The 20684-nt window shown below is 46.5% G+C and carries 20 protein-coding genes; 6 read left to right on the forward strand and 14 right to left on the reverse strand.

Going from position 1 to position 20684, the window contains the following annotated elements:
- Positions 1–38: 38 nt before the first annotated feature.
- The 4 genes from ACEW9O_RS15760 to ACEW9O_RS15775 form a co-directional block, all read right to left on the reverse strand.
- Positions 39–278: a DUF4058 family protein gene (locus ACEW9O_RS15760; protein WP_373551137.1), complete on the reverse strand. Its 240-nt coding sequence runs from the start codon at positions 276–278 to the stop codon at positions 39–41.
- Between the two features lie 39 nt (positions 279–317).
- Positions 318–2375: a TonB-dependent receptor family protein gene (locus ACEW9O_RS15765; protein ID WP_373551138.1), complete on the reverse strand. Its 2058-nt coding sequence runs from the start codon at positions 2373–2375 to the stop codon at positions 318–320.
- Positions 2376–2425: 50 nt separating this feature from the next.
- Complete coding sequence (locus tag ACEW9O_RS15770; protein WP_373551139.1) at positions 2426–2731, reverse strand: DUF1330 domain-containing protein; 306 nt, start codon at positions 2729–2731, stop codon at positions 2426–2428.
- A gap of 142 nt (positions 2732–2873) precedes the next feature.
- Complete coding sequence (locus ACEW9O_RS15775) at positions 2874–4013, reverse strand: P1 family peptidase (RefSeq protein ID WP_373551140.1); 1140 nt, start codon at positions 4011–4013, stop codon at positions 2874–2876.
- Positions 4014–4096: 83 nt separating this feature from the next.
- Here ACEW9O_RS15775 and ACEW9O_RS15780 point away from each other — a divergent pair, with 83 nt between their 5' ends.
- Positions 4097–4399, forward strand: a complete 303-nt coding sequence (locus ACEW9O_RS15780) for a nucleotidyltransferase family protein (protein WP_373551141.1) — start codon at positions 4097–4099, stop codon at positions 4397–4399.
- A 327-nt stretch (positions 4400–4726) separates the two neighbouring features.
- Here ACEW9O_RS15780 and ACEW9O_RS15785 read toward each other — a convergent pair whose 3' ends face one another.
- From ACEW9O_RS15785 to ACEW9O_RS15820, 8 genes are all read right to left on the reverse strand, one after another.
- Positions 4727–5272: a hypothetical protein gene (locus ACEW9O_RS15785; protein WP_373551142.1), complete on the reverse strand. Its 546-nt coding sequence runs from the start codon at positions 5270–5272 to the stop codon at positions 4727–4729.
- 187 nt (positions 5273–5459) lie between these two features.
- On the reverse strand, positions 5460–5840 hold the full coding sequence (locus tag ACEW9O_RS15790; RefSeq protein ID WP_373551143.1) for a hypothetical protein: 381 nt from the start codon (positions 5838–5840) through the stop codon (positions 5460–5462).
- Between the two features lie 305 nt (positions 5841–6145).
- A complete protein-coding gene (locus ACEW9O_RS15795) occupies positions 6146–6895 on the reverse strand; it encodes a bacteriorhodopsin-like (RefSeq protein ID WP_373551144.1) in 750 nt (249 codons plus the stop codon).
- 102 nt (positions 6896–6997) lie between these two features.
- Positions 6998–7954, reverse strand: coding sequence for a Brp/Blh family beta-carotene 15,15'-dioxygenase (locus tag ACEW9O_RS15800; protein ID WP_373551145.1), 957 nt, complete (start codon positions 7952–7954; stop codon positions 6998–7000).
- On the reverse strand, positions 7951–9135 hold the full coding sequence (locus ACEW9O_RS15805; RefSeq protein WP_373551146.1) for a lycopene cyclase family protein: 1185 nt from the start codon (positions 9133–9135) through the stop codon (positions 7951–7953). The genes ACEW9O_RS15800 and ACEW9O_RS15805 overlap by 4 nt, the downstream gene beginning before the upstream one ends.
- A gap of 198 nt (positions 9136–9333) precedes the next feature.
- A complete protein-coding gene (locus ACEW9O_RS15810) occupies positions 9334–10284 on the reverse strand; it encodes a fasciclin domain-containing protein (RefSeq protein WP_373551147.1) in 951 nt (316 codons plus the stop codon).
- A 164-nt stretch (positions 10285–10448) separates the two neighbouring features.
- Positions 10449–11081, reverse strand: coding sequence for a trans-aconitate 2-methyltransferase (locus ACEW9O_RS15815; RefSeq protein ID WP_373551148.1), 633 nt, complete (start codon positions 11079–11081; stop codon positions 10449–10451).
- Between the two features lie 73 nt (positions 11082–11154).
- Positions 11155–11721 (reverse strand): Crp/Fnr family transcriptional regulator, encoded by a 567-nt coding sequence (locus ACEW9O_RS15820; protein ID WP_373551149.1) that lies wholly within the window; start codon positions 11719–11721, stop codon positions 11155–11157.
- Positions 11722–11753: 32 nt separating this feature from the next.
- Here ACEW9O_RS15820 and ACEW9O_RS15825 point away from each other — a divergent pair, with 32 nt between their 5' ends.
- Together ACEW9O_RS15825 and ACEW9O_RS15830 are read left to right on the forward strand one after the other, a co-directional pair.
- A complete protein-coding gene (locus ACEW9O_RS15825) occupies positions 11754–12929 on the forward strand; it encodes an MFS transporter (protein ID WP_373551150.1) in 1176 nt (391 codons plus the stop codon).
- Between the two features lie 252 nt (positions 12930–13181).
- On the forward strand, positions 13182–14807 hold the full coding sequence (locus ACEW9O_RS15830) for a sulfatase (RefSeq protein ID WP_373551151.1): 1626 nt from the start codon (positions 13182–13184) through the stop codon (positions 14805–14807).
- Between the two features lie 42 nt (positions 14808–14849).
- Here the strand turns inward: ACEW9O_RS15830 and ACEW9O_RS15835 are convergent, their stop codons facing one another.
- The gene (locus ACEW9O_RS15835; protein WP_373551152.1) at positions 14850–17078 is read right to left on the reverse strand and encodes a TonB-dependent receptor domain-containing protein; all 2229 of its coding nucleotides are present in this window, start codon (positions 17076–17078) and stop codon (positions 14850–14852) included.
- Positions 17079–17325: 247 nt separating this feature from the next.
- Positions 17326–17676, reverse strand: a complete 351-nt coding sequence (locus tag ACEW9O_RS15840; protein ID WP_373551153.1) for a heavy-metal-associated domain-containing protein — start codon at positions 17674–17676, stop codon at positions 17326–17328.
- Between the two features lie 182 nt (positions 17677–17858).
- Between ACEW9O_RS15840 and ACEW9O_RS15845 the strand changes: the two genes are divergently transcribed.
- The 3 genes from ACEW9O_RS15845 (at position 17859) to ACEW9O_RS15855 (ending at position 20678) form a co-directional block, all read left to right on the forward strand.
- Complete coding sequence (locus ACEW9O_RS15845) at positions 17859–19028, forward strand: alpha/beta hydrolase family protein (RefSeq protein WP_373551154.1); 1170 nt, start codon at positions 17859–17861, stop codon at positions 19026–19028.
- A gap of 472 nt (positions 19029–19500) precedes the next feature.
- Complete coding sequence (locus tag ACEW9O_RS15850) at positions 19501–20022, forward strand: hypothetical protein (protein WP_373551155.1); 522 nt, start codon at positions 19501–19503, stop codon at positions 20020–20022.
- 95 nt (positions 20023–20117) lie between these two features.
- Positions 20118–20678: a DUF4240 domain-containing protein gene (locus ACEW9O_RS15855; protein ID WP_373551156.1), complete on the forward strand. Its 561-nt coding sequence runs from the start codon at positions 20118–20120 to the stop codon at positions 20676–20678.
- Positions 20679–20684: the final 6 nt, after the last annotated feature.

The raw sequence follows: 20684 nt of genomic DNA on the forward strand, positions 1-20684 counted from the left end.
TTTGGTTAATCGTGGGTTATTCCGTTTTTGTGGTCACTTTACGCTACTTCCGATTCTCTGAGCAAATTACGTTTTAAAATCTCTACATCGGGGTAGATGATGCCAACCTCCGTTTCGGGGACACTGTCCGCCACTGTATACAACTCCAAACGGGCTACATATTTGGGTGCTATTTGTGGAGCCAGAAATTCCGAAATCACGGCAGCCATCCGATTGTGGACATCGGGCCACAAGTAACCTTCCAAATAAGGGTCCATGCCGGGGAATGGAGATTTCATGCAGGATTTGTTTTTTGCTTCAGTCCAAGTTAAGTTTTTTTAGTTTTTCTTCCAACTTAACTTTAACCCTCCATAATAAGTCGCTTGTGCCACTCCTGGTTCATAAAAACGATTGCCTACGGCATTGAGCAGAATATTCCCGGTATAGGCGGTACCAAAGATGTTGTTGATGCCCGCAAAAGGCTCTATCCGCCACAGTTTACCCAAGCGGAAAGCATGTCCAGCGCGGGCGGAAGCCATGGTAAATGCTTCAGCACTGGCGGTGTTGGCATCGTTGACAAAGGTACTGCTGATGTTGCGCACCTGTGCTGCTACAAAAAAGCCGGAGCGGTGTGCCCATTGCAACACACTGAACAAGTGATGCTTGGGCACCGCAGGTTGGATATTGCCATCAAAGCGGGTGCCATTGGCTGCATATTCCTGATAACTGAAGTCGGAATAGGTATAATTGACACTTAGGTAAAGCCCTTCTTCGATGCGCAAATTCATGGCAGCCTCCAAGCCTCGGCGCAGTGACTTGCCCGCATTGCGGAAAAAAGTACGCCCAGGCGCACTAGCCAATTGGTAAGGCACCAGTTCATCCTGTAAGTTGATTTGGAAAAGGGCCAGGTCAAAACTCAGCCGATCATTGACCAGGAGTTTGGTGCCCAGTTCGTAATTCAAGGAACGCTGAGGCTGTAGGTCGGGGTTGAAGCCGCCCAGGTTATTCGGGTTGGCGGATAATTCGGTGAGGGTAGGGGTTTCAAAATTGCTGGCGAGGTTAGCATAAATATTGGCCCATTTACTGGCTACAAATACTGCGCCTACACTGGGGTTGAAACGATTGAAGTTGTTTTTTCCACTTTGATTGCCATCGCTCAAAAACGCATCATCGGCGCTGAGTTGCAGCGCATCGTACCGGGTGGCGGCGGTGAGGGTTAGTTTTTTGCCCAAAGCCAATTCGTTCAACCAAAAAGCGCCGATGCTGCGGAAACTTTCCAGTTGGTCAAGGGTCATGGTACCTCTTTTGCCATTGTCGTTGTTGTAGCGTTGGCGGTCGTCGTTTTGGTCGTTCCATTCCAGCCCCACTTGGGAGCGATACGAGCCGCTGGTATAGGCATACGTCACGCCCAGACCACCAAAACTCCGCTGAAATTCTACCCAACCACCACCCTGAAAAGCCAGGCGATTGGCAAAGTCCCGATTGGTGATGAACCCACGGGCACTGAGGCGATGTTTGGCAGAAAACTGTTTTTCAAAAACCAGTCCTACTCGGCCTTGGCTTACTTCTTCTCCGGCGTCGAACTGCACGTTGGCTGCACGCGCCTGGCGTCGATCCGCCTGGACTTGCTCTGCTGTCAGCCCGCCCGGGTCTTGTGCATAAGGGCTGTTCCCGTAATTGAGCAAAAACGAAAGTTTGGTGTCGGTGCTGAGTTGGTAGCGCAGTTTGAGGTTCAGCGTCGTTTGTTGCATGGAACTTTGGGCCCGATAGCCTTCCATGCGGTTTTGGGAGGCACTGGCAAAAACACCCAGTTTGCCCGCCATAAACCCGGTTTTGACCTGGTAACGCTGGAAACCAAAGCTACCCAAGAGGGCCTGGGTTTCTACAAAAGACTGCTTGTTGGGTTCCTCCGTGCTCAGGTTGAGTACTCCACCCGAGGCATTGCCGTACAAACCCGCCGAGGCACCGCGCAACAATTCAACGCGTTGCAGCGCGCCTGGGTCCACGTTGTCTACATCCGCCTGGCCATCGGGAGTAGATTCGGGCAGGCCATCTACAAACAAACGGATGCCCCGAATCCCAAAGGCCGAACGCGCCCCAAAACCCCGAATGGAAATGCGCAAATCCTGGGAAAAGTTATCCGGGTTGAGGGTGAAAACGCCCGGTAAGGCGACCAGCGATTCATTGAGTGAAAGCTGAGCCTGGGCCCGCTGGATTTGGCTTTTGTTCAGGATACTGATGGCAAACGGCAAACGGTTGTATTGGGCCTCAAAACGGGAAGCGCTTACCGTGATGGGCGCAATATCCAAGGTGCGTAAGGTGTCTTGAGGAGCTTGTTCTTGAGCAAAAAGGCAAAAGTGCAGGCTTGCAAACAGAAGCAGGAGGTAGCAGCGCATGATGATCTGAATTGTGGGTGATTGATCTGAGCAAAGATACTAGACTTTGTTTACAACTTTTCACCCTTAATCAATACCGCGGATTGAATGGACTGCTCCTTCAAATGCAAAAACTGCTTGCGGATTTCATCCTGCATGTACCCTTGAAAGTCTTGCTCGGAATCAAATTCCACCAAATGAATTTCATAGGGTTTTTCGAGGTGTAATTCGATGTAATCTGCGTCGTTTTCTGGCCGTAAGCGGAACAACAAACGTCCATTGTAGCGAGGAATCCCCGGCAGCGCAATGGCTTCAAATTCGTCAAAAATGGCCTCCTGGCCGGGTTTGAGGTAGATGAGTTGGGTGATGTAGAGCATGGTAAGTGAAAAGTGAAAAGTGAAAAGTGAAAAATGAAAAGTGAAAAGTGAAAAGTGAAAAGCAGTAGACTGTTTATTTTAACCGCCTTATGTTTATTCAGATGCATCAAAATATTGTAAGCGGTGGAACTCTAATGGTGTATCACTTTTCACTTTTCACTATTTTATTGTATTTTCTCAGGATGGGAAGGACTTTATCCAGCGGTATCGCCTCAATTTTATGTCCATCCTTACCCTCGGTAGTGGTGGCCATAAACAGGGAATTGAGGATAGCTTCTTCGGTGGCTTCGATGGCGGCCATAAACAAGCCAGACATGGCGTCGTTGCGTAGCACTGTGACTGTTTGGGTTAGGTTTTTGGATTCGTGCTTGACTCTATTTTCTGGAGCGGTACTGAATGCGATCACGTAGTCACCGCTGCCGTTGGAGGCAATGCCGCCCGTTTTGCCCAAGCCTAAAAAAGCCCGTTTGGCCAGGCGCTCCAGATTGCGGCTGTCGAGTGGCGCATCGGTGGCTACTACAATCATGCAGGAGCCATCGGCTTTGTCTTTGAAGTATTCGCTGAGGTAGTATTGTTTCAGCTCTTTGCCTACGGGGGCACCGTTAATTTCCAGCACGCCACCGAAGTTGGTTTGTACCAGTACCCCCAGCGTATACCCACCCAATTCAGCCGGAAATTTCCGCGACGCCGTGCCAATTCCTCCTTTAAAATTGAAACAAACCGTACCAGTCCCCGCACCCACACAACCTTCGGCGACCGGGCCCGATTTGGCGTTTTTCAAGGCCTCCCAGACGTGCTCCACGCGCAGATGCCGCCCCCGAATGTCGTTGAGGTAACCATCGTTGGTTTCACCCACCAGGGCATTCACTGACTGGGCCTTTTCGTTGCCGGGCTGGTTCAAGGTGTATTCGATGAGGGCATCCATAGCGGTGGATACGTTGAGGGTATTGGTGAGGGCGATGGGCGTTTCGAGGTTACCCAACTCCTGCACCTGGGTACTGCCCGCCAGTTTGCCAAAACCATTGGCGACAAAGATGGCGGCGGGGATTTTGTTTTGGAAAAGATTACCCGTGTCGGGCACAATCACGGTGACTCCGGTGCGGATGTTTGGCCCTTCACGCAGGGTGTGGTGGCCGACCTGGACATTGCCTACGTCGGTGATGGCGTTGTGGAGGCCAGTCGGGAGTACGCCGATACGGAGGCCAAGGGCGCGGGCGCGGGTTTGGGCTTGGGACATGGTGAGGAAAACAAGGCAGATGATGAAAATGGGAAACAGGCGCATGAATGTTTTTTCTTTGTTCCTGGTTTGTAAAAACTGAAAGACTTGTTCAGTACCTCAAAAAAACATAATTTTATCCAATCCAAATGCAAAATATGTACCTCAACGACCAACAAGTACAAACAATTCGGGACTATTTTCAAAACAAACCAGTTTTGAAAGCGTACTTATTTGGCTCATATGTACGTGGTGAGGCAGAGGAAAAAAGTGATGTAGACATTTTGGTCGAACTGGACTATACTCAACCAGTCGGGCTGGAGTTTGTGGGCATGAAATTGGATCTTGAGGATTTATTGGGTAGAGAAGTGGATTTGGTTTCTGCTAGGGGGCTTTCTGAGTTTATTGGCCCGCTTATTCATCAGGAAAAAGAGTTGCTTTATGCCAGATAAATTTGGTCTGAATAATCGCTGCTAACTAGCTATACCCAAAAAATAACCATTTTCAAATCTTAGAAAATATAATCATTAGACTAATAATGATTGATAATCAGTCAGTTATATAGTGTTAGGCTCAACGACCAGCGGCAGCGCCGCTAAACGTCTGTAGTATGAAGTGTCTAATTCTGGAGTAAAGGTGCGGAGCACCGCAACAAAGAAGCAGGAGTTACGGTGCTCTGCACCTTTAAGCTGGTATCATGCATTAAATCTACAGACGTTTTGGCGGCTATGCCGCTGGTCGTTACTTAATAATTGCTAGATTATCAATTTGCTTCAAGTCTATTGCCTTCCCAGTATGGGATTTATTTTATTTCGAAGCATTCTCTCAAGCTGAGGCATAATAATATCGTAGTTTTTTACTTCTACTTTTATGGTACTTACTTTAAAAACATGCTCATAAATGTTCTCACGACCAATTAACTTTAAGGCACCAGTTGGTCTTTTCATCTCAATGTATAAATGCTCTTTTATACGTTTAGAGATATCCTTAGATTTACCAATGTAAAGAGGGAACCATGTACTTAGGTCTTTATGAGCTGCTAATCTGCCTTTTCTTGAGTTAGGCACAAAATGTGACGCATACTCTTTGTCTTGCCATTTTTCCAAAAATGATTTCACCCAGTCGTTAAATACAATTCCCTGGTCTCCTGTATGTATCTCAATTAGATATACACCAGGATATTTTATATTTTGGAGAAAAGAGAGGTCAAAATTTTTATTCAAGACGAACTCAAATTGTGATTCAAATTGGTAATGATCAAGCTCTGCTTTCAGGCTAGTAATTAAAGTGGATAATTCAGTGTCAATTTTAGTAATGTTTTCCATAAAGTGATTTTAAACATGAGGTAATAAAGAGTTTTAGATCATTTGGTGTATACGATATTATCCAGCAAAGGTTTCAAGCAAACAATGTTTTTTTGAAATTATCGCCCCACCTGCCGATAATACCCCACCATCTCCCGTCCCAACGCATACACATCCCGCCATTCAAAGTACCAGAGGCTCACCCCACTCACCGCCTTAAATCCCTTTTTTCTGAACAACTGAGGTAGAAGCGTTGATTCTGCTGCATCTTTTCCTCGTACCAACGGGCAAGTTGATGGTAGCTTTTTTCCAATCGATGCATGTCTTCCATCGTCCAATCCGCACTGTAATCCAAAGTAAGGTTGAAATACCTGAACCCTTTTTGGTAGAGCCAGTCAATGGATTCGGCTGCATGACCAGCTGAAAAGGGCGTTAGCACCGTGGTGACGCTGGCACAAGGGTTGGCGCGTAGCAAAATGGGAATGGCTTTTTCTATGGGGCGATGCACTTTTGTTCCGGTATAGCAGTAAGTACAGCGCAAATTACACTGGTGCGTGAGGTGAAATGTGGCGGCAAGGGTTTGTGTCATCGTGGGAATTTGTATGTTTTAAAAACGGGAAACGTTTGTCATAAATTACAAATCTCCTACTATTATTTCACCCGCAAATAAGTTTGTTTGACATAAAAAAGGCTGTAAAGGGTTCATTTTCCTTTACAGCCCATGCATGGTTATAACGCTTGATCGCTTTATGGCCAAAGCTAAAAAAACGTTAAAAAGCCTCGCCTATCCTAGAAAGTCCATAACTTGCAACTTTATTACTAATGCAATTCAGCCTACTTCATGGTGTGTCCTGGGGTAGGCCTTTTCATTTATAAAAAAGTTAGTTGCTCTGATTAGGCAGTCTGTAATTTCTGATTGCTGCTGATAGCCAGGCTGTAGATGACCAATCCGAAGCCAATTTTGTTGACCGCATCGCCGATGTTATAGATCAAATCCATAGCTTGGATGGGCAGTACTCCGCTCAACAATCCACCTTCGATAGCCATGTAACCAATGGGATAAATAGCCCAACCTACCAAGATGAACCATCCCAAAATTCGCATGGCATTTTGCAGGTTCGGGTCAGCAGAGCTGTTTGCCAATTTTCTGGCACCACCAAACCATACGTCATAGGCAATAAACGCATAACCGATGGTGGAAATGGCTCCCCAAATCGCCGATTGGCTGCGGAAGACCGTTTCACCCAGATATCCGGTTACGAGCATCCACAATGACCAGAAGATCATGCGCCACATCAGGCTTTGTTTGGCACCGTAGGGCTTCAGGATCAAGTAGAATTCGACGCACATCAATGGTACGGTCAAAATCCAGTCGATGTACCGAAACTCGGTTGGTGAAGTTTGATTCTCGGCCCAAAAGCTACGCATGTAAAAATAGTGCGCAGCAGCAATTCCCGTAATTAGGGCGGATACGAGCAGAGAGTCTTTCCACTTCCCTTCTACCCGGGTCATCTGGACAAAGAAAAAGACGGTTGAAGCCAACATGGCCATTGAACCGATAAAAAAGGTGAAGCCAACATAATCTCCAGGCTGCAATTGAGCCAGAAAAAGTGGCTGAAAGTTGTTGATTACTAATGCATTCATGATGTAATAAGGTTTATTGAAGATACAATGTATGCTTAACGAAGGGCCATTTGAAATGTTCAAAATATTCAGAACTTTCAATAAAAATAAAAGATTAATCGCCTATTCGGACACACTTGTGCCCCATTCTGCATCGGCAGCTTGCCCCATTCCGTACAACATTTCGATAAGGAGAAGGTGAGGTAAAGTAACCAAGGACAAAAAGATGAACAGGATTCCCCAGGCTGCATCCAATTGAATGGAGTTGGAATACCAGATCATCATCATTAGTCCAAAGATGGCGAGTCCAGTATAAGGTATTGCCGCTTTGATGTAATCTTTAAGCCGAAACCCAGGCTTTTGCGACCGAAAAAAAGCAATTTGATCTTGGATTGAGCTCAGCGCATGCCACCCAGAAAAATAAAGGGCAAATCCCAATAAAAGTGGCGTGGATACAAAAAGTACAAGCAAGATGAATGTGTTTAAAACCTCTGCCCAAACTTCCTGAACGGTCAATTTTCCCCTCATCCAAAGCACAATGATTGCCCCCAAATTGAGGATCGTAATCAATCCAATGCCTCCATTTAATAACTGAGTTGATACAATGGGAAGGGGACGCTGAATGATCGATTCAACAATGGGTTGGGCAGTCTCAAAATGAGCTAGAATGGGTACAAAGAGCACAAAAGCCCCGTAAAACAAATAAAGCGGGACTTGATGCCAGTTGCTTAAGTTTACGTAATTCCAGTTGGACTGTCCGAAATGGTACATGGAAGTCAGTAAAAAAATCAGCAAACTAAAGACCGGGCTCAACCACCACAACAATGCGTAAATCAGCATCAAACCCAAATAGCCACCATAAAACCCCAGCATCGCTGGCTTTCCCCCTCTTTGCTGAAGCAGTACATGAAAGATTCGATGATCAGTTGCGCCATGGGGGATGCCCAAACCTGCAATCAGCAATAGTGCCAGAAAAAAACTCAAGTGCAGGGCTGAGCCTGGTAAAACCAACACCAGGATAGACATCAATAAACTAGTCAGCCGCAACCAAAAATAGAGGCGAGGGTAACGTGCAGTCATTGGAAAACGGATTTTGGACGTAATGACGCAGATGTATGCATGCCGAGATGAGACTCCCAAACGGCTTGGAGGAATGGCCCTGGTGGCAAACTGGCCAGAATTCCAAGCTCCTCACTGAGTTGGGTGTCTTCATCTAAAAATTTGAGAATTTGAGGAAAGTCGATCTGTTGAAATAACCGACCAAAAATTGAGGCACCCAGGCCTCCTCGATAAGTTAGAATATGCAACAACAATTGATCGTAAAATTCAAATCTTTTGGGGCGTTTGAGTTGGGGATTGGGCAACTTTTGTTCGACCAATTGTTGCGCAAGTTGTTTGGTTTGTTCCTGGATGCGCGCAAAAGCGTAGCCCGTTGAGGGTTTTACTGCTCCACCAACTGTCCCGATTTGGAAGACGTGCGCTTGTTTTTCCCTGGGTTTGGATTCCATGATTTGCATGGGAATCACGCCGAATTCTTGCTCGTGGATTACCCAGCGCTTGATCTTTAGGGTATTTTGGAGGTATTCTTCAAGTGCTGCATCATAAGCTTTTTTGGCCAATAGCTCGGTTGAAAATACAGTGAATTCCACCAGTGCTCGCCGAGCAGACGTTGGCAATACGTAACAGAAACGGGTATTGCCATACTGAGGAACTCTAAAGTCCATTATGGTGGCGCAACTCGGGTCAAAACAATCCTCTGCTGTTTCTATCCACCATCCAGCGAAATGCTGATAAAGTTTATCGTCAGTAGCAAATTGGACAGGCAGTTTTTGAATGCTGGAGAACACCCATTCGGCTGAAAAAGAAGTTCCTCCAGCCCGTACAATTGCGCCAGTTTCGGCATCTTCAATGCTTTCAATTTCGGATTGAAGCCAGGTAACATTGGGAGCGAGAGCAAGTCTTTGCTGAATAAAATGGTAAAAATCAGCGGAGCGGAGCAAACAATAACGGTAGGGATCAATGGATTGGGCTCTTTGTTTGCTGTGATCAGCAAACTTTAAATGTTGCCATCGATGCATAAACAAAGAGTCGAATGGTGTTGGCGACTTGCTCCACCAACACCACGTGCGGTCATTATTGGACTTTTGTTCACGGTCCAATATTAGGACGTCACCCAGGTAACCTTGCTCAACTAAATAGTAGGCCAGGCTCAAACCAGCGCAACCTCCCCCTGCGATAATGCAATCGAAGTGTTGTTTCATTTTTTTACTAATGCAATCGGATGTAAGACAATAAAAACCAAAAAAGGTTTAGGTTTTTAAAACCATATTTTGCAAATATTGCTCCAGCCCGAACTTTTAACCAAAATCATAATTTAAAGCTTCAGAAAAAAAAGGCCAACCCCGTTTTAGAGGCTGGCCACAGCGCATTAAAATACGACTAAGCTAAATCGAAAAGAATTATGGCAACAATACTCGATCAATCACGTGCACTACACCGTTTGTTGCCAATAAATTGGCGATGCTGACATTGGAAGCATTTGCACCGTTGCCATTGCCCAATACCTTTACAGCACCTTCAGCAATCGTCACTTTGGCTTTGCCTCCTTGCACCGTAGTTAATTCTGCACCATTGGTCAGGTTGGTAGAGAAAGCTCTGGCCGCAACTACGTGATAAGTAAGAATGCCCGCCAGGGTTGCTGGATCAGCAGCTTCAATGGAAGCGATGGTTGGAAAACCAGCGGCCTGGAATGCGGCATTGGTTGGCGCAAACACAGTCAGCGGTCCAGCCGAAGTCAATGCATTGACCACACCACTACCTGCGCGAGTTACCGCGGCCACCAGAAAGCTCAAGTTTGCATTGGCAGAAGCCAAACCAACAATGTTTACTGATGGTGGGAGAATCACTGCGTTGATCACATGAATCACCCCATTAGAAGCACTAACATCTGCCTGGGTCACCAGGGCTCCATTGATGGACACACCAGCAGCATTTTTGGTAATAAAAGCATCCACATTGCTCAACATTTTCGTAGTCTGGTTGTCTCCTGATTGAATGGCTGCTGCGTTGATCTTGCTGCCAATCACATGGTACTGCAACACGGCCTGCAGGGTAGCTACGGGCGTATTGTTGATGGCATTGACATCAGCAAAACCAGCTGCACGAAAAGCGGCGTCGGTTGGGGCAAAAACAGTCAAGCTACCGGTGCTCAGTGCGTCGGCCAATCCTGCACGTACTACCGCCGCCTCCAGCAAGGTAAAATCTGCACCATCTACCACAATTTGGGTGATGGTTTTGGCATCTGCATCGTCATCATTGTCGTCACAAGCTGCAGTCAAGGCTAAGGCAAAAACGGATAAAAGGGTCACCATTAAACTACGCATGGGGAACTTCAGAAATTTGGTTTTCATAATTTGATTCATTTTGGTTGATAAGTTAGGAGTATGAAATCGGGAATAAAACCGACTTTACATTGCTATGTTTAAATTTCAACCAAAAGAATCGGCGGCGTGTCTATTATTTTACAATCCTTATGTATTTTTCAAATCTGTGTGAACAAAGCCAGCGATGTGGATTAATTGGAATGTGTACGCTGAAGAACACAAAAAGTAAATTGTTGGGTAGCCTGGGATGGAGTCAAATGATTAGATTGTTGGCAAAATATTTTATTGAATTGATTTTCAAAAACTTGCACTAAGTCTTGTTCCGAATATTGTTTGATTTCCAAGCCACTGCACTTTTTCGGCCCTTGCTCTGAGAAGGTTCCAATGACCAAAAAACCACCGGGTTTGATGGCTTGAGCAGCCGTTTGTGCGTAGTGTTGAATGTCCGCTTCTGTAGTCAAAAAATGAAAGGCAGCCCGGTCATGCCAAAAATCGTACTGCTCGGTAGGCTCGAACTTGGCCGCATCAGCTAGGATCCATTTGACGGTTTTGGCCCGCTCACCCAAACGGTTTTGGGCTCTTTCCAGTGCCTTGGGGGATATGTCCAAGACACTGATGTTTTGATAACCCAAATCCAGCAAGTGGTCTACGAGTAGGCTATCCCCTCCACCCACGTCAATGATGGCGTCGTCTTTAGCGATTGAAAGTTGTTGTGTAAAACCAAGGGAAATGTTGGGTATGGGCTGATACCAACTACTTTGTTCCAGTGCTTTGGTGGTGTAAACCTGATCCCAGTGTGACTGCTTTGTGCCAATTGCTTCCATGAAGTATACGTTTTGAATTACCGTACAAAACTCCAGGGTTTTTCAATGGCATCCTTTAACAATTGATAAATAATCACTTGATGCTGGCTCGAATCCGGCTCAAACTCACCTGTGTAATGCCGAGGTAAGAGGCAATGTATTTGAGTGGCACCCGCTGCAACAAATCGGGCATTTCGTTGAGCAAATTCAAATAGCGCTCCTCCGCGCTATAAAACTGTAAGCTTTCCAGGCGGTTCACGGTTTCGACATAACCTTGTTCAAAGATTTTGCGAAATAGTCGCTCAATAGTGGGATATTGGTCGTACAAGGCGAAAAGTTGAGTAGCATTGATGGCGATAATTTCCGCCGCTTCAATGATTTGGATGCCCTTTTGCGAGGGGCGTTGGGTAAACAGGCTTTCTACCCGGGCAATGATGTGGTTTTCGGCAGCAAAACACTCGGTGATGTCGATCCCGTCTTTGTAGTAAAAAATGCGGGCGATGCCTTTTTGTACAAAGTAGATGGTTTTGCAGGTGTGGCCAATGGGTTGCAAAACATCGTTTTTTTTCAAATACTGTAACCTGGAAATGGCCAGCAATTGATCCTGGCATTCCTTGTTTAAGGTTTGAAAATGTTGAAAATACGTCAATAAAACGTTCATGGTCAATTGTTCATGACAAATTATGCATTGGTATGAAATACATCACCCGCAGCGTTTGGGTTTTATCCCTCGTCAGCCTGTTCACCGATACGGCCAGCGAAATGTTATACCCGATCATGCCAATTTACCTCAAAAGTATCGGTTTTTCAATTGTATTGATCGGAATCCTGGAAGGTGTAGCCGAGGCTACTGCGGGCTTGAGCAAGGGCTATTTTGGCCAATTGTCGGATAACATGGGCCGAAGGGTCCCTTTTGTACAAATCGGTTATGCCCTAAGCGCCTTGTCCAAACCCATGATGGCCTTTTTCATCCACCCAATCTGGATATTTTTTACCCGTACCCTCGACCGCTTTGGCAAAGGGATTCGCACCGGGGCAAGGGATGCGTTACTTTCCGACGAGGCTACTCCTGCAACCAAGGGTAAGGTGTTTGGTTTTCACCGCTCGATGGATACTTTTGGCGCGGTTTTAGGGCCCCTTTTGGCTTTATTGTACCTCTATTTTTACCCCGAAGACTACCTTACTTTGTTTTACATTGCTTTTATTCCGGGGATGTTTGCGGTAGCAGCCTCATTTTTTTTACAGGAAAAAAAGTCGCTGCTGGTTAAAAAAAATACCACTACCACTTTCCTCTCCTTTTTGAGTTATTGGAAAAAAAGCCCGGTGGATTACCGCAAACTGCTGCTCGGGCTTTTGGCCTTTACCTTGTTCAATAGCTCGGATGTTTTTCTCCTGCTAAAAGCCAAGGCCAGCGGGCTCAACGACACCTGGGTCATCGGGCTGTATATTTTTTACAACCTCATTTACGCACTGGCTGCTTTTCCTTTGGGTATCCTGGCGGATAAAATCGGGCTCAAAAAAATGTACAGCGTTGGTTTATTGCTTTTTGGGATCGTGTATTTGGGTATGGCGACCACCAGCAATGCCTATGTCCTGGCAGCCTGGTTTTTGTTGTACGGCCTTTATGCCGCTGCTACCGAAGGAGTCTCCAAAGCCTGGATCAGCAACATCTCTGCCAAAGAGGATACAGGAACAGCCATCGGTACTTATTCGGCTTTTCAAAGCATTTGCACCATGCTGGCCAGTTCATTGGCCGGGCTAATTTGGTGGCAATTTGGAGCAGCGGCCACCCTGGCATTGAGTGGAGTAATGGCTTTGCTGATTGCGGTTTATTTTACGCTGGCCATTCCTGGGATAGCCAAAACTTAGTACAGGTTTCCTATTCTCAAACTCTTGGATATTGGGCTCGGAGGACATGAATAGCCCCTGGCTTTAGCCTGGGGTTGGCGTAATACCCTCTGATCTGGGCTTTAGCCCTCGTTTGAAATTAAGGCTTGGGCTAAAGCCCGATCAAGAGGGCGTTTCCATGACCCCAGGGGCTATTCATGTCCTCCGCGTCTGAAAAACAAAAATCTCCAGTAGTATGGTTTTATTCTTAACATTGCTCAAAAGAACAGTCGCATGAAAAGAGCTTACATCAGTTTGTTTTTGTTAGGAGTCGGAGCCTTGCTTTTTTGGTCCTTTAAACCCCAAAAACAAGAGCGTCCCAACATCGTTTTCATTATGTCCGACGATCATGCCTACCAGGCGATCTCGGCGTACAGCGATAAATTGTTACAAACCCCCAATATCGACCGCATTGCCAAAGAAGGCATGCTGTTTACCAATGCCTGTGTCACCAATTCGATTTGTGCGCCCTCGCGTGCGGTCATCCTCACGGGTAAACACAGCCACCTCAATGGGAAGGTGGACAATTATTTCCCCTTTGACACCACCAATGTCACTTTTCCCCAATTGCTGCAAGCCAATGGCTACCAAACAGCCATGTTTGGCAAACTCCATTTTGGCAACAACCCCAAGGGGTTTGATGAATTCAAAATTCTGCCCGATCAAGGGAATTATTACAACCCGGATTTTATCACGAAAAAGGAAGGAAACATCAAGTTGACGGGCTATGTCACGGACCTCATCACTAGTATGACCCTCAATTGGCTGAAAAACGAACGGAAGAAAGATAAACCCTTCTTTCTGGCGTACCTGCACAAGGCGCCCCACCGCGAATGGCTCCCGGCTGAACGCCATTACAAGGAATTCATTCAGCGCAAATTTCCGGAGCCTGCTACTCTTTTCGACAACTACGAAGGCCGGGGCCGAGCGTCCAAAGAACAGGAAATGAACCTCCTCACCCACATGAACTGGGCGGGTGATTCCAAAATTTCCCCTGAGAACATGGACAAATTGGGCATCAAAGAGTCTCATCCTTACGACAAACGCAATTACAACGGTACGATTGGACGGATGAATGAGGCCCAACGCAAAGAATGGGACGCGGTATACGGCAAAATGAACGAGGAATTCATCCAAAACTACCCCAAGATGACCCAGGAAGACCAAATGCGTTGGCGCTACCAGCGCTACATGCAGGACTACCTGGGGTGTATTGCCTCCGTGGACGAGGGGGTAGGAGAGGTGCTGGATTTTTTGAAAGCAAATGGCCTGGACAAAAATACCATTGTGGTGTACACCTCCGATCAAGGGTTTTACCTGGGCGAGCATGGCTGGTTCGACAAACGGTTCATTTTTGATGAGTCGTTCAAAACCCCACTTTTGGTCAAATGGCCTGGGGTGATCCAAGCGGGTTCCCGCAATTCTCAAATGGTGCAAAACCTCGATTTTGCCCAAACTTTCCTGGAAGCTGCGGGCATCAAGCCCCCTGGCGACATGCAGGGCGAAAGCCTGATCCCGATTTTTAAAGGCAAGGGAAAAAACTTCCGGGATGCGGCATACTACCACTATTATGAGTACCCCAGCGTCCACATGGTCAAGCGGCACTACGGAATTGTAACCGAACAATACAAACTGGTGCATTTTTATTACGACATCGATGAATGGGAGTTGTACGATCGGACGAATGACAAAAACGAGATGAAAAACGTGTACCACGATCCCAAATATGCCGTGGTAAGGGCAGAACTGCACAAAAAACTGGCTAAACTGCGGTTGAAGTACAAGGATTCGGAGACCTTAGATAAAATGTACATCGAGAAATACAAGGAACTGGAGGCACAGGGGAAGATTTTTAAATAAAATGGCCGCTAAATGAGATGGTGATTTGGACGCTTTATAAAATCACCATCTCATCCTTACCCCCACATACAACTCCCTTCCCCGCGTAGGCCCCCAGGCAAAAGCCGTATCAAAATAATCGCCAAAAGGATTTTGCCAATTGATGATGGGGCGAATTTGGCGGAAATCGAAGAGGTTTTCACAACCTGCATAAACATCCAGTTTTTTCCAAACCTTGGTAAACTGCACATTGGTTACTGAAAATGCGCGCGAAAAATCCGGCTGCCGGAACGATTCCGGTAAGGATTGGGTATTCGGCAAACGTTGTGGGCCCATCCAATGCATGTTTACATCGGCGTGCCATTGTTTGTTTTTGGGCTCGTAAGAAAATGCACTGACCAGGCGGTGGCGGGCATTGAAGGGCAACTGGATTTTTTGCTCGCCAGTGCGGCGGTACACATCCAGAAAATTGTAGGCAAACTTGGCTTCAAAAATTTTCGCCAACACAAATTTGGCATCGAACTGAAAGCCATTAGAAATAGAAGTACCCCGAAAATTTTGGATGATGGCCAAACTTGGGTCGCTATCGTAATCGGGGAAAATCTGGTTTTGAAAACGGGTATGGTACAGGTCGACCGAAAAAGTGGCCACCAAGGTCTCGCCCGTAGCTGTATGGGTGAGGTTGACCCCGGTATTCCAGGCTTTTTCCAAATCCAGCGATTCCGAAAATTGAATGTCGCGAGAACTGATGAGCAAAGAGATGTTTTCGGCAAACAAGTTGACCGAGCGCAAGCCCCGGCCCACATTGGCACGAATCACCGTGGCATCACCCGCATTGTAGCGCAGGGTCAGGCGCGGTACGAATTGCCAGCCAAATTGCCGATGGTGGTCTACTCTGGCTCCGGCAATGATGCTGAATTGCTCAAAGTTGAACACGTTTTCGGCGAACATCCCCGGGGTGCGTTCCTGCCGCCGGTAGTCGCCCGCAAAAGTACGCTCCAGGTCATTGTTGGAAAAACGGATGGTCTCGTCCAGGCTGAGGTGGCGGTAGCTGAAGCCAAACTTCAAGTCGTGTTTTTGCGCCCAAAGTTGCTCGTATTGCAGGTTGGCGTAGGCGTTCAGGTGTTTGGATTCGTATTGGGTGACGCCAAACCAAGCCGATTGCTGGTGCTGAAAGGCCGAGGCAATCAGGGATATTTTTGACTGGGGATTAAAACGATAGCCGGTTTTGGTGTACAGTTCGGGTTGTTGGTATTGTACCACTTGGCCATAGACTTGGTTGGAGCCCTGGTCATTTTTGGCGTCAAAAGTGGTTTGTCCGCCGATGCGCTTTTCGTCCAAATAACGCAAGCCTATTTTGCTGCTCCAGCCCGCACTTTGTTCATCGCCCAGTGTGAATTTTTGGTAAATCGCCAAACGGGTCAGCAGGGGCAAGTCCAAAAAAGTATCTTCATCCCGATCGCGTTTTCCAGCGGGTTGCACCAGGTGCAGGGAAGTCAGGCTTTTCCAGTTTTTGCCCAAAGTGGTCGAAAAATTGGCGTTGAGGTGTTTTTCCCCAAAGGAATTGAGGTAGGCGTTGAGCAAGAATTTTTCTTTGTCAGGTTTAGGGTCTTTCAGTACTACGTTGACCTGGCCGCTGATGCTTTCAAATCCTTGCAAGACGGAATTGGCACCCTTGGCAACAAAAATCTGATCGACCAAAGTGCCGGGGATGCTGCTGATGCCATAAGTAAAGGTGCTGCCCAAAATCATCGGCATACCGTCCACCAGAATTTGATTATAGGTTCCAGAGAGTCCAAGGATGCGCAGTTCTTTGCTATTGAGCAGGAGGTTGGTGGTTTGGGCCTGGATGGTGCCCTGGGTTTCAAAACAACCCGCCAGATCACAACAGGCGGCTTTGGTGAGTTCTTTTTGGTTGATGACTTCAACTTTGATGCCTTGTAAGGCTGAGATGAAAGAGCCTCCTTGCTGCGCTACGACGGTGGCGGCTTCCAGGTATTTGGCGTCAGGTTCGAGGTATATGGAAAAATAGGTGCGTCCCGCAATGGCTACGGTATCGGTTTTGAAGCCTAAAAAAGAGACTGCCAAACGAGGGTCGGCATTGGTGGGTACCAGGATTTCAAATACGCCAAATTCATTGCTCACTGCGCCTTGGGTAGAGCCTACCAAAGTGAGGGTTGCTCCGGGCAGGATTTCATTGCCGGAGGGGGTTTTGCCAAAGATTTTGCCTTTGATGCTTTGGGCGGAAAGGACACAGGGGAAGAGGGAAATGAGCAGGAGAAGAAAGCGCATGGTAGCGTGATTTTACCAATGGGAGTGCTCGGGGAAAAAGCGACCCTGTGGTTACAACGTAGTACCAAAGCGACATTTTTTTAACACAAAGAATAAAAAAGAGGACACAAAGGACACAAAGTTAGACGTTGACGGCCTTTGTGTCCTCTGTGGACCTTTGTGTTTTCTTTGTGATAAAAAATGTCGCTTTAGTAAACTTCTAAAAATAGTTGAGACAACTCGTGTCTACTTTGAATGGGAAGCTTGGTTACAAGTACGTCACCGCTTTCACCTTGTATGGCAGATCCCCAGGTTTTTCACAACCTTCGGTTTTTTCAATCAAGCTGCGGATTTTTGCTTCAGAAACAATCCCGGTATGGTAAGTCACCTTGATGTTGGTTGCTTCTTTTTTGGCATCATCGGCAGTCACTGAATCGATGCCTTCCTGGTTGACCAGTTTCTTTTTAATGGTTGCCAAGTCACCGTTGCAGCATACGCCGCTCACTTTTACGGTAACCACCTTTACTTCGTCCTGGGGTGCGTTGGCTGTTTGCGCCATCAGGGTTTGGGCAAAAAACAGGCAGGCGAAGGTCAAAAATGCAGCGAATACGTTTTTCATGGTTGATGATTTTAATTTTGGTGCTGCAAAAATAAGCGAAATCGAGATGCCTTGCCTGTATAATTTATAGTTTAACAGGTGGATAACAAGTAGACTTTAAGGCCCATCTGCTTTTCAAAATAGAATCGCTGAGCCATTGCGATTTTTATCATAAATTTGAAAATCGATCAAAACACCTACAAATGAAAAATCAGCTCCTGCTCTCTTTCCTTTTGGCACTCAGCACCACCCTTCTTGCCCAGTTCAACCCCGAGAAACCCGAGCTTTGCCAACGCAATTTCTACACCGAAGCCCAAGCCGTGGAGGTCCACAAAGCCGTAGCCGAGAAATACAATGACCAGGCCAGTTGGGAAAAACGCGCTCAACTCATTCGGCAAGGCATTCTGGACGGTGCCGAAATCAAAGAACTAAGCCTCAAAAAGCCCAAACACATCAGCATCCATAGCCGCAAAGCCTTGAATGGCTACGCTGTTGAGAATGTTTCGTTCCAATCCCTCCCGGGTATTTACGTGACGGGCAACCTTTACACGCCCCTCAATACGAAGGGCAAATTGGCGGCTATTCTTGCGCCACATGGGCACGGCCCCGAACCCCGCTACAAGGAATACGTCCAACAACGTTGCGCCACGCTCGCGCGTATGGGCGCGGCAGTTTTTGCGTACGATATGGTGGGGCTAGGCGACTCCAAATATTGCGAGCACAAAATTGAAAAGGCACTGAAACTCCAACTCATCAACAGTACCTACGTCCTCAATTTCCTACTCTCGTTGCCTAAAGTGGACAAAAACCGCGTGGCCATGAGCGGGGAATCGGGTGGTGGCACCCAAACCTTTATGTTGGCGGCCGTGGACGAACGCATCAAAGTGTCGGTGCCAGTGGTGATGGTATCGGGGCATTTTTTTGGTGGCTGTAGTTGTGAAAGTGGCATGCCTGTACACAAACGCCCTACGCATATCACCTCCAACCTAGAGATTGCGGCGCTATTTGCCCCCAAACCCATGCTCCTCATTTCCGATGGCGATGATTGGACCAAAAACACGCCCGATTTTGAATACCCTTTTGTGAAACGGATTTATGGGTTTTACAAAAGTGAAGACAAGGTGGAAAACGCGCATTTTCCCCAGGAAAAACACGATTACAATGCGTCCAAACGGCAAGCGGCGTATGCTTTTTTGGCGAAGCACTTGGGCTTGAATACGGCAGGGGTCTTGAAGGATGGGAAATTTGATGAAACGGGAAATACGGTTTTGACGGAGCTGGATTTGAAGGTGTTTAATGAAAAATATCCGCTGCCAGGAGATGCGTTGAAGGGGGATGAGGCGGTGGGGAGGGCGTTGAATGTTCAGCGGTAATTTTCCTAATGAAGTATTTCCATTTTGGAAACTGTTGGTGGCTTGCCAGTCTTAACAATATTGGGCTTGAGGTGAATTGATAATCAGGAAACTTAGTAATCCTAGACTCAACGACCAGCGGCAGCGCCGCCAAAACGTCTGTAGCATGAAATGTCAATTTGTGAAATAAAGGTGCAGAGCACCGCAACTAGGAAGAAGCTGTTGCGGTGCTCTGCACCTTTACGCTGGTGTCGCGCATTAAATCTACAGACGTTTTGGCGGCGCTGCCGCTGGTCGTTGCCTAATAATTCCTTGGTTATCAATTTGCCACAAGTCTATTTTAAGTTTTTGCTAAAACGAACTCCGCTTCTTCTTTTTTTAATTTAGGCGATGGTGCAAAATAAGCACAACGTTTTTAATTTTATTTGTTTTAAATTAAAGTTTTTTATTTAAATTTGTTTTCAATTAATTCCCTAACTAAACTGAATCCATTATGGGTGCATATCTCCACATTGGTTTCGTGGTTAAAGCGACCACGACTCTCCCCAAAAATGTTTCAAAAGCAAACTTTCAAAAAGAAGTTGAGGCATATTATCCCAGTGAAGTTTTCGATTGTGTTGAAGGCGAAGGTGGGAGCATCACCCTGGCATTAAAATCAAGCATTGCGACAGCGGAACTAGCGCCTTTTGTACAGGAAATATACAAAGACTGGTCTGGACGAATCGACAAAGATGCGATGGATTTCATCGAGGAAAACATCAATGATCCCAATTGGCTTGAAAAAGTAGAGGACGCAGATTTGTACCGATTTTACGTTCTGGACTATGGTGTTTATGATTATTTTAAAATTGCTGGGGAGGAAATAGGATTCCGCCTGACCGTAGTGACGCTGGCTTCCGAAGGTAAATTCTCGATGGAACAGAGTGAGTCTACCCTCGGATTTATGGAAACTTGTGCTCAACGCGCTTATGCTCAATATAAAATGGCTAAGGCTTTTCGAGTGTATGTGTTGTAAAGGAGCAAGACCTGGGCTAGCGGGGGAAACCTTATCTTAGACGCCATTTGATTTTTTGCACAAATTGATTTAATTTACCCAACAAAATCATTGTAATGACCACAGTCTTACGGGTAAATATGGACGAAATTGATGATGAACTGCTGCGCGATTGGAAAGCGCGGTATGGCTCGTCAATGGTGGAACTTCGGATTCTGGACGAAAACGAAAACGGCGATACTTTAACAGAGGCAGAATTTTGGGCGATTATTGATTCTTTTGACTGGGCAAAAGAAGAAGAGGAGGACATCATGAAACCCGCTCTCCATCAACTTTCCGCTCTACCGATTGCCAAAATTCAACAGTTTCAAGATATTTTATCGCATAAACTCTGGCAACTCGATGGCCAAATTTATGCTGCCACACTGATTGCCCAAGATGGCTTTTTATCGGTGGATGATTTTTTATACGTCCGGTGTGCAGCAGTAGCCGACGGAAGAAGTACGTTTGAAGAAGTGCTGCAACTGCCTGAAAAAATGCCGATTGAGTACAGCTTTGAATCCTTGCTCTACCTGGCTACGGACGCTTATGCTCAAAAAACAGGCGAACCAATGACCTATTTGCCGAAATACAATTTCGAAACGTACCAAAACCGCTCCGGTTGGAAGAAAGCTTAAATACCA

Origin of the sequence: Haliscomenobacter sp. (assembly GCF_041740695.1) — a bacterium.
Taxonomy (GTDB): Bacteria; Bacteroidota; Bacteroidia; order Chitinophagales; family Saprospiraceae; genus Haliscomenobacter.